Below are 9,558 nucleotides of genomic sequence, written 5' to 3' on the forward strand. Positions count from 1 at the left end.
GTGGCTTCTGAAAGGCCACATCAACAGGCCTTACAGAAGACCGCACACGATCACACGTCAATATGGGTCAGAAAACTCTTGCATAACGGACGGCAACCACAGAAGAAATCCCTCCTTGTGGCGTTGCGGCATCGGCGGCTGGTTATCCTGTCTCTGCCTGTGACCATCGTCATCATGGCGATTCTGTTTGTCCGGATGCCCAGAGGGCTGCTTCCCACGACGGACAGTGGAACGATGATGGCTCATCTGACGGCGGATCAGGGGATTTCGTTTCAGGCGATGATGCAGAAGATCACTGTTGTCGAGAAAAGCATACTGTCCAACAGGGATGTTGTCAGTGTGACGGGTTTCGTCGGGGGGCGGACTGCGGCCAACCAGTCGAACATGTTTGTCGAACTGAAAGACAAGACCCGGCGCCATGTTCCGGTTCAGGCGACCATGGCTGATCTGCGCCAGCGGACCCGGGATGTCGCCGGAGCCCAGTTCATCGCCATGCTTCCCAGCCTGCTGCCTTCCGGCGCGCGCATGAGTAATGGCGCCTATCAGTATTCCCTTCAGAGCAGTGACGCGACTACGCTTTACGACTGGATGCCACGGCTTCAGGCGGCTCTGGCGCGGCACCGCGAACTGGCCGACATTTCTACCGATGTGCAGCGTGGCGGTCTGGCCACCAGTGTGGACATCAGGCGCGATCTTGCGGGGCGCACCGAACTGACGCCGCAGCTTGTCACCAACGCTCTTTATGACGCCTTCGGTCAGCGCTCTGCTTCGGTAATCTACAATCCACTCAACCAGTATCGTGTGGTGATGAATGTGCAGGCACGTTACTGGGAAGATTCGGATATGCTCCGGCGTGTCTGGGTCAGCGCATCCGGCGGCACGGCGAGCGGGAGCACGCAGAGCAATACGATCCGGATGTCTGCTTCGGACACATCCTCCGGTGCGAGCGACTCTTCTACGTCTTCCGCCAGCAGCCAGTCGTTCACCAATTCCATCAAGAACAGTCTTGCCGGCGGGACCGGCGCTTCCAGCGGTTCGGCGGTGTCGTCATCGAGTGAAACCCTTGTTCCGCTCTCGGTCGTTTCGGAAATCCATGATGGGATCACGTCCCTGACCGTGAACCATCAGGGGCAGGCCCTGGCCGCCACCCTCTCGTTCAACCTTGCCTCGGGTGCGTCGATGTCGGACGCCGTACGCATCATCAATGAAGAGATGGTGAAGCTGAATATGCCTGCCACCATCCATGGCAGTTTTGCTGGTACTGCCGCTCAGTTTCAGAGTTCGGCCAGTTCCGAGCCTCTTCTTATCGTTGCTGCACTGGCCGCGGTGTATATGGTTCTGGGCATTCTCTATGAGAGCTTCGTCCATCCGCTCACGATCCTTTCTACGCTGCCGTCTGCTGGTGTGGGGGCGCTTCTTGCTCTGTATCTGTTCGGGCAGGAATTCGATGTTATCGCACTGATCGGGTTGATTCTGCTCATTGGCATCGTCAAGAAGAACGCCATCATGCTGGTGGATTTCGCCATCAATGCGGAGCGGCACGACAGCATGTCGTCCGAAGAGGCTATTCATACAGCCTGCCTTCTTCGTTTTCGGCCGATCCTCATGACGACGATTGCTGCCGCGATGGGGGCGCTCCCGCTGGTGATGGGAGACGGGTATGGCTCGGAATTGCGGCGTCCTCTTGGAATCTCTATCGTCGGAGGTCTGCTCTTCAGTCAGATTCTGACGCTCTACACCACGCCGGTCATCTATCTCTATCTTGATGGTTTCGGGCGGACCATGCGGCGTACGTCTGGGTCGTTTTTCAAGGCCCTGTCACGAATTTTCTATCCGGCCCGCTCCTGATCGCGATGCCCCTGTTTCAGGATCTTTCCATGACACGACGTTTCCGCACCCTGTTTCCCGGCATCCGCATCGGCATGATGGCAATGACCGCGCTGAGCGTTTCCGGCTGTCTGATGGTGGGGCCGGATTACAAGCGTCCTCAGGCCATTGTTTCTGCGCGTTTTAAAGAACTGAAGCCGGCCGGGGGATGGATGCAGGCCAGTCCGCAGATGGCGGCGTGGCCCAAAGGTGAATGGTGGCGTGTTTATGACGATCCGGTTCTGAACGGGCTGGAAGAGCAGATTGTGCTCAGCAATCAGAACGTCATGGAATATGAAGCCAGTTATCGCAAGGCCCGCGCCATGGTGACGGCCGCGCGCGCCAGCCTGTATCCCACGCTTGCCGGCAGTCTGAGTTTTGCGCGGAACAGCCAGGGAGGTAATGCGACGTCCACAAGTGGTACCAGATACAGCACGGGCTCGACTTCGAACACCTATGCGGCGCAGGTTACGGCAGACTGGGATCTTGATCTGTGGGGCAAGATCAGACGCCAGATTCAGGAACAGGTCGCTGCCGCCCAGATCAGTGCCGCTGATGTGGCCAATGCGCGTCTTTCCTATCAGTCCGAACTGGCGCAGGATTATTTTGCCCTGCGCTATGAAGAGTCTCTGAAAACTCTTCTTGAACAGTCCATAGGTCTTTATGAGCATTCTCTGGCCATAGTGCGGAGCCAGCATAGTGGGGGTACAGTCAGCGGCATCGATGAATATCAGGCCAGAACGACTCTTCAGCAGGCGCAGGCCTCCGCCACCGCCACAGACGTAAACCGTGCGGAATATGAGCATGCCATTGCGGTGCTGATCGGAAAGGCGCCGGGCGATTTCTCCCTGCCGCGGTCAAAAATGCCGTCGGCGATACCTCCGGTTCCTGTTACGCTTCCCGCGGCACTTCTTCAGCGTCGCCCCGATATTGCGGCTGCTGAACGGCAGATGGAGGAATATAATGCGGAAATTGGCGCGGCGATCGCGACGTTCTATCCGGATGTGTCTCTTTCCGCCGCTTATGGCTACAGCGGCGCTCCTGTACAGTCACTGATTCAGGTGGCGAACCGGATATGGTCGCTTGGCGCCTCTGCGAGTGAGACCCTGTTCGAAGGCGGAGCGCGGACAGCGGCCGTGCAGGAGGCCAATGCGGATTATGACAGTGCCGTCGCCAACTATCGGCAGGTTGTTCTCACGGCTCTTCAGGACACCGAAGATCAGCTTTCCAGCCTTCGCATTCTTGAGCGGCAGGCCGGCCAGCAGCAGGCTGCGGTCATATCGGCCCTGAAGGCGGCCGACATCGCCATGGATGAATACCGTTTCGGGACGGCAATTTACACCACTGTCATCACCAGTCAGCAAACAGCTCTCAGTGATCAGCAAACGGCCCTCCAGATTCAGGAAAGTCGTCTTGTCGCCAGCATTAAGCTCATTGCGGATCTTGGTGGTGGCTGGGATGCGAGGAATCTGCCCGGCAAGAATTCCCTGCAACAGGACAACCCGTTGGTGCCCGGCTTTCTGGAGAAAAAGCAGGACGATTCTGTTCACTAAAATCGCCTGCTAACGGAAACTTTTCGACAGTAAGGGTAAGGTGCAGAGACCCAAGACCCGTCGATTGATGGTTCTCTCTGTGTCGAAGAGCCGCGTTCTTGGAATGACCGCTACGCGGGGCAAGCAGACAGGCAGCAGTCGCCTTATGTCGGCCGTTCAAGTGGCTGGGACAGTTTCCCGAAAGCCGATATTCCCTAGGCTCAGGCATCATTCTTTGAGCCAGAAGATGAAGGTTGCGGCGATGTGGATTGGCAGACATGAATGTGTGAGCACAGCGGTCATATCGGGTCGCAACACGTCGCCAGTCCTTGAGTTTTGCGAACATGTTTTCGATGAGGTGGCGCTTTTTATACAGATGCCAGTCGTAAGGCAGCTTTGATTTCCGGTTCTTCTTCGGCGGAATGCAGCCTGCTCTGTCAGCGCGACGAAGATCCGGTCGAAGACACCCAGACGGCTCCACCGGATAAAGCGGTTGCATAAGGTTTTGTCTGGACCATAGATTTTCGGAGCATCTTTCCACTGAAGGCCGCTACGGATCACGTAAACGATCCCGCTCAGAATCCGTCTGTCGTCCACACGCGGCACGCCATGCGCCAGAGGAAAAAACGGCCTGATCCGCTCCATCTGGCGCCCGGACAGCAAAAACACGTCACTCACAGACTTACCTCTATCGGTAAGACTGTGAATCACAACAGCCAGATCAGTTCAATAAATTAACAGGTCCTCAGCCTAAGGAGCGACTTCTATCCACACCGCCAAGGTTTCTCCGTGGATTTCCGGAAAAATCGTGGATCGGAAAACTTTTTCTGCTTTCCCGCTTTGTCAGAGAAACCGGTCGCACATTGTATGTACGATGGATTGTCCGGACTGCATAAAACGGGAGCATGGATCATGCCGCGTGGAGATAAATCCACCTATACGGATAAGCAGAAGAGACAGGCTGAACATATCGAAGAAGGGCATGAAAAGCGTGGCATCAGCGAGGGTGAAGCGGAACGCCGCGCATGGGCAACTGTCAACAAGGAAACCGGTGGCGGCAAGAAAAGCGGATCGGGAAGAGGTCACGCCGTGACGCACGAGCCGTCACAAAAGGGTGGCAAAGCAGGTGGGGCGGCCTCCGCTCACCGGACGCCGGAGGAACGTTCTGCTTCAGCGCGAAAAGCTGCTGAAACCCGGAGGAAAAACGAGAAATAGAAGAAGGCCGCACCTCAGCCTGGGCGGCCGAATACGCGGCGGAGTTCTTTTTTGGCTCTGTCCAGAACCTGACGTCTTTGCGGGGAAAGCGAGCGGCCTGCCCGGTTGATATAGAAAACCAGCATCGACATTGCAGAGCGGAAGGGCTGCGCTTTTCGACGTGTGCTGGTCTCGGCTGAATGTTTCAGGGATTCCGCGATGTGGTGCGGATCATCGGATGTAAAGATATCGGGTTCGAGGTCCAGTGCGTCACTGTGACGGGTGACGTCTCCTGACCAGCGTTCTGGTTTCTTCTTTTCGGTCATCGAAATGGCTCCTTACGGGACATACTGAAAGCCGGCCCTGGTTTTTGTTGCGCGGAAAAGTGCATGTCAGCTGTGAAACGCCTGCCCGACGGACCGGATGCGTCAGACGGCAGGCAACCTGTCTTCCGGTCAGACGTCAGAGTTCAGCACTCTGCATGATCGGGAGCAGGTTATGGCAACCAGACCATTCTGGGCGGGACATCTGAAACTTTCCCTTGTGACCTGCGCCGTATCGATGAGTCCGGCCACAACCGAAGCGGACCGCATCCATTTTCATACGATGAACCGGAGAACCGGCCATCGTGTCATTGTTCAGTATGCCGATGCTGTAACGGGCAAACCGGTCGCGGATGATGATCTTGTGAAAGGCTATCCGCGCGGCGGCGACCGCTATGTGCTGCTCGAGGATGAGGAGCTGGATGCCGTTGCTCTTGAAAGCACGCATACCATTGAAATCGAATGTTTTGTCGATGTCGGTGAAATCGGCTGGATCTGGTACGATACACCGCATTATCTCATGCCGGATGAGGGGATCGGTGAGGAAGCTTTCGCCGTCATCCGTGATGCCATGCGGCATACCGATACAGTCGGAATTGCGCGGCTGGTTCTCTACCGGCGGGAGCATGCCGTATTGCTGGAGCCACGCGGCAACGGGATTGTAGTCTGGACGCTGCGTTACGGCAATGAGGTGCGTGATCCGGCGGACTATCTTCCGTCTGAAAACTTGCCGGAACCGGGACAGGAGGAACTCGCCCTGCTTCGGAAGATCATTGATGGGCACACCCGCCCCTGGAATCCGGATGTGATCCGGGACCCTGTGCAGACGCGTCTGAAAGGGATCATCGATGCCAGAAAGCGGACCCTTAAAAGGAAACCGGCTGCACCACTGGCTGAGTCTCCTGCGGAAGGAAATGTTGTGAATATCATGGACGCTCTGAAGGCGAGTCTGAAAACATCGGGAAAAAACAGGTCTTAACCACGGGGTTTGCGAAGTGTTCTGGTTTCGATCGGATGCCGTGCCGCATGGAAAGTCTCCCATGGGTCCGTGCGGAGTGCGGCGAGACGTTCCAGGGTGTTACCTGTCGTGAACTGTGCTGGTCCGGTAACTGAATCCAGTTCTTCCCAGGTTACCGGCATGGAGACCGGCGCGCCGGGACGGGCGCGTGTCGAATAGGGAGCTACGGATGTGGCACCGCGCTGATTGCGCAGATAGTCGAGCAGGATTTTTCCGTGGCGCTTCGCTTTAGATACTGTTGCGACAAAGCGGTCCGGACTGTCGGAGGCCATAGCCTGCGCCAGTGTCCGGGAGAAGGTTTTCACTATATCCCAGCCGGCCTCTGGTTTCAGGGGGACTACGACATGCAGGCCCTTGCCACCGGAAGTTTTGACGAAGGCCGTCAGACCGGAGGCGCCGAGACGCTCGCGCACTTCCCGAGCTGCGGCGATGACGGCCTTCCAGGGAACGTCGTCGCCCGGATCGAGGTCCATGACCAGTTCGTCGGGTTTTTCCCAGTCGCGGCACGAGGCACCCCAGGGATGAATTTCCAGCGCCGCCGACTGCACCAGTCCCATAAGACCGTCGAGATCATGGATGCCGATCAGGTGCCCGTCGGCATCGCCCTGCGGATCATCCAGCGCCAGGATATGGGCGTTCATGCCTTTCCAGGTGTTTTTCTGGAAGAAGCGGGGCCCTTCGATCCCTTCCGGGCATCGCAGCAGCGCCAGCGGCCGGTCAACGATGAACGGGGCAATGCGCGGCCATACGGCGGCATAGTAATCGGCGAGGCTTTCCTTGCTGACGCCGGCATCCGGCCAGTAGATGCGGTCCGGGTGGGTCAGCGTGACGGTACGTTTCTGTTCTTTTTCCGGTCTGGCTGGCGATGTGTTCGCTGCGGGCATTTCGCGAATGATCTCCTCTGCCGGTTTGTCGTCGCGGACCCCGCGAAAGGAAGCATGCCGTAGCCGCCCGTCGGCCGTCCAGGCCCGAAATTCCACCTCCGCTACGCGCTCGGGGCGAACATAGCGTACGCCGCGGGCTTCCTGGGAAGAAAGTCGGTCCGCAAAGGGGTTGCGGGATATTCTTATCGCCTCCAGATCATGGAACAGGCCGGCGGCGACATGGGCCGAAAACCCGGTTCCGACCCGTCCGACATAGCGGAGTCCCTGCGCGTCATGCACGCCGAGCACCAGCGCGCCCACGCTTTTACGGCCCGTGGTGGATGACACGTAACCGCCAATGACGAATTCCTGCCGCGCTGAACATTTCGATTTGACCCAGATTCTGCCACGGCCGGAGCGATAGGGAGAGTCCGCCTGTTTCGAGACGATGCCTTCCAGACTGAGGCGGCAGGCATGCTGCAGAACCAGCGCTCCGTCATCATCAAGATGGTCGCTGAATCTCACGATGCCGGATGTTTCCGGGATAAGACGGTGAAGCGCGGCTTTGCGGTCGCTCAGCCGAGATGTACGGAAATCTTCTCCGTTCAGGTAAAGCAGATCAAAGGCATAGAAGATAAAGCGGTCCGTCCGTCCTTCGCTGAGATCGGCCTGCAGGGCAGAAAAATCGCTGGCGCCCGCACCGGTTTCAACGACCAGTTCGCCGTCGATCAAAGCGGTTTCAACCGGCAGAGCCGCCAGTGCGTCGCGCACGGCGCCACCGAATTTCGAAGTCCAGTCCAGTCCGCTCCGCGTCAGAAGCTGCACTGCACCATGTTCGAGTCTGACTTCAAGGCGATAACCGTCGAATTTGATTTCATGAATCCAGCGCGGACCTGAAGGTGGTCTGGGGACCAGCGTGGCCAGTGCGGGCGCGACGAAGGCGGGAAGTTCACCAGGTTTTGCGCTCTTTATGGGTTCGGACTTATCGGCTTCTCGGGAAAACGATTCTGATTTTTTCTTTGCATTATAAGGTATTTTTGGAATTTTATTTGCGTGGTGCGGTTTATTTCCGGCGATTTCGGTGATTGTCCGGCCTGATCTGACAGAGGCCGGTTGTTCTTCGAGAATGTCCGGATCGTCGGGACTGCGGGCTGCGTCATCATCAGCTTTGATCAGCAGCCAGTTATCGCGTTTGTCGCGGGGTTTGCCTTTCATCCGAATCAGATGCCAGCGGCCGGTGAGCTTTTCTCCATGCAGCTCGAAATCGAGATGACCTTTCGCCAGCCCTTTTTGCGCGTCTTCGAGCGGAGTCCAGGTTCCGCGGTCCCAGATGGCCACCGTGCCGCCGCCATATTCTCCTTCAGGGATCGTGCCTTCGAAATCGCCGTAGTCCAGCGGATGATCTTCGACATGAACGGCTAGACGCTTCTCCCCGGGAACAAGGCTTGGGCCTTTTGTGACCGCCCAGCTTTTCAGAACGCCATCCAGTTCTAGACGGAAATCGTAATGCAGCCGTCGCGCATCGTGCTTCTGAATGACAAAGTGATGTCCTTCTGCCTGCGAACCCTCTCCTGATGGCTCTGGTGTTTTTCTGAAATCTCGCTTCCCGCGATAGGTTTCCAGAGCCACGGTTCAGCTCGCTTTACGGCGGCCATGTGATGGCCGGGAACGGGAGCCGGTTTTTGTTCTGCGGGAAGGAGTATCCGGTGTTCCGCTTTTTGTGGTGTCAGCGCTCTCCCGCAGGGCATCCATGAGACTGACGACCTTGCTTTCAGCCGGACGACGAGGGGGGCGTGGTTTTTTTCCTGCCAGTTTCGCCTGCACGAGATCAGCCAGAGCCGCCTCGTAGCGGTCTCCGAAAACCGACGGATCGAAATGCCCTTTCTTTGTTTCGATGATATGAGCTGCCAGATCCAGCATTTCTCGCGGAAGTCTGTGGCCGGGAATATCTTTGAAAGCGTCCCGGGATGACCGTACCTCATCATCGAAATTCAGAGTCGTTGCGAGCAGGATGTCCTCATAAGCTCTGATGAGCAGAGGGCGCACCCGACGAAACAGAATTATCTGAGTCAGTGCCGCAACGTTTTGCCGGATGAGACTGTCGCGGATCAGGGCGAAGGCCTCTCCCGCTGCCGGTTTCGCAGGACAGAGATAGTACGGACGGTCCAGATAGACGTCGTCGATTTCGTTGCAGTGGATAAAAGAAGAGAGAATAAGCGTTTTGTCGCTGTCGGGCACGGCGGCCGCGACTTCCTCCGGTTCGAGCAGAACGATCTCGCCGTTTTTCGTCTTATAGCCTTTGACCTGATCGTCCCGTCCGACTTCATCATCGGTTTCGCTGTCGATATAATGGCGATGCACGCGATGTCCCGTCGGACGGCTGATCAGATGCAGAGCAACCCGTTCAGAGGCCGATACGGCCGCATAAAGGGCAACGGGGCATGTCAGTTCCCCGATCGTGAGACCGCCTTTCCAGCTTGCCCGGGTGGCCATGGCGACACCTTTCCGTCGTGAGCATCGGGTAAACGCATCAGGACAGACAAATGTTCCGGTCGTGCGTGATCTGTCCAATGTCAGGTTCTGGTCTGTGTCAGCAGGGATTTTACGATTCAGACAGGAAAATCAGGATCATAAATCCCTGCTTCTCACCTGATTTCTTCTGTGGTTGCCGTCCGTTATGCAAGAGTTTTCTGACCCATATTGACGTGTGATCGTGTGCGGTCTTCTGTAAGGCCTGTTGATGTGGCCTTTCAGAAGCCACT

At 57.1% G+C, this 9,558-nt stretch carries 7 protein-coding genes and 1 pseudogene; 4 read left to right on the top strand and 4 right to left on the bottom strand.

The window, feature by feature from the left end; translation table 11 throughout:
- A partial coding sequence (locus GOB93_RS20145; RefSeq protein WP_173585183.1) for an efflux RND transporter permease subunit occupies positions 1-1,848 on the top strand: 1,848 nt, incomplete at its 5' end.
- A gap of 29 nt (positions 1,849-1,877) precedes the next feature.
- Positions 1,878-3,419: an efflux transporter outer membrane subunit gene (locus GOB93_RS20150; protein WP_173585184.1), complete on the top strand. Its 1,542-nt coding sequence runs from the start codon at positions 1,878-1,880 to the stop codon at positions 3,417-3,419.
- A gap of 207 nt (positions 3,420-3,626) precedes the next feature.
- On the opposite strand, the pseudogene GOB93_RS20155 reads toward GOB93_RS20150, so the two are convergent.
- A pseudogene (locus GOB93_RS20155) lies at positions 3,627-4,076 on the bottom strand (transposase).
- A gap of 234 nt (positions 4,077-4,310) precedes the next feature.
- Between GOB93_RS20155 and GOB93_RS20160 the strand changes: the two are divergent.
- Positions 4,311-4,613 (top strand): plasmid stabilization protein, encoded by a 303-nt coding sequence (locus tag GOB93_RS20160; protein WP_173585185.1) that lies wholly within the window; start codon positions 4,311-4,313, stop codon positions 4,611-4,613.
- 14 nt (positions 4,614-4,627) lie between these two features.
- Here the strand turns inward: GOB93_RS20160 and GOB93_RS20165 are convergent, their stop codons facing one another.
- Positions 4,628-4,918, bottom strand: coding sequence for a DUF3175 domain-containing protein (locus GOB93_RS20165; RefSeq protein WP_173585186.1), 291 nt, complete (start codon positions 4,916-4,918; stop codon positions 4,628-4,630).
- A 172-nt stretch (positions 4,919-5,090) separates the two neighbouring features.
- On the opposite strand from GOB93_RS20165, the gene ku (GOB93_RS20170) reads away from it, so the two are divergent.
- Positions 5,091-5,894 carry a non-homologous end joining protein Ku gene (ku, locus tag GOB93_RS20170; RefSeq protein WP_173585187.1) on the top strand — a complete coding sequence of 268 codons (804 nt, stop codon included), beginning with the start codon at positions 5,091-5,093 and terminating at the stop codon, positions 5,892-5,894.
- On the opposite strand, the gene ligD is transcribed toward ku (GOB93_RS20170), so the two are convergent.
- The gene (ligD, locus tag GOB93_RS20175; protein ID WP_173585188.1) at positions 5,891-8,425 is read right to left on the bottom strand and encodes a DNA ligase D; all 2,535 of its coding nucleotides are present in this window, start codon (positions 8,423-8,425) and stop codon (positions 5,891-5,893) included. The two genes, ku (GOB93_RS20170) and ligD, sit on opposite strands and share 4 nt — an antisense overlap.
- A 3-nt stretch (positions 8,426-8,428) precedes the next feature.
- Positions 8,429-9,289: a non-homologous end joining protein Ku gene (gene ku / locus GOB93_RS20180; protein WP_173585189.1), complete on the bottom strand. Its 861-nt coding sequence runs from the start codon at positions 9,287-9,289 to the stop codon at positions 8,429-8,431.
- Positions 9,290-9,558 lie beyond the last annotated feature (269 nt).

Origin of the sequence: Acetobacter musti, assembly GCF_011516835.1 — a bacterium.
Classification (GTDB): Bacteria; Pseudomonadota; Alphaproteobacteria; order Acetobacterales; family Acetobacteraceae; genus Acetobacter; species Acetobacter musti.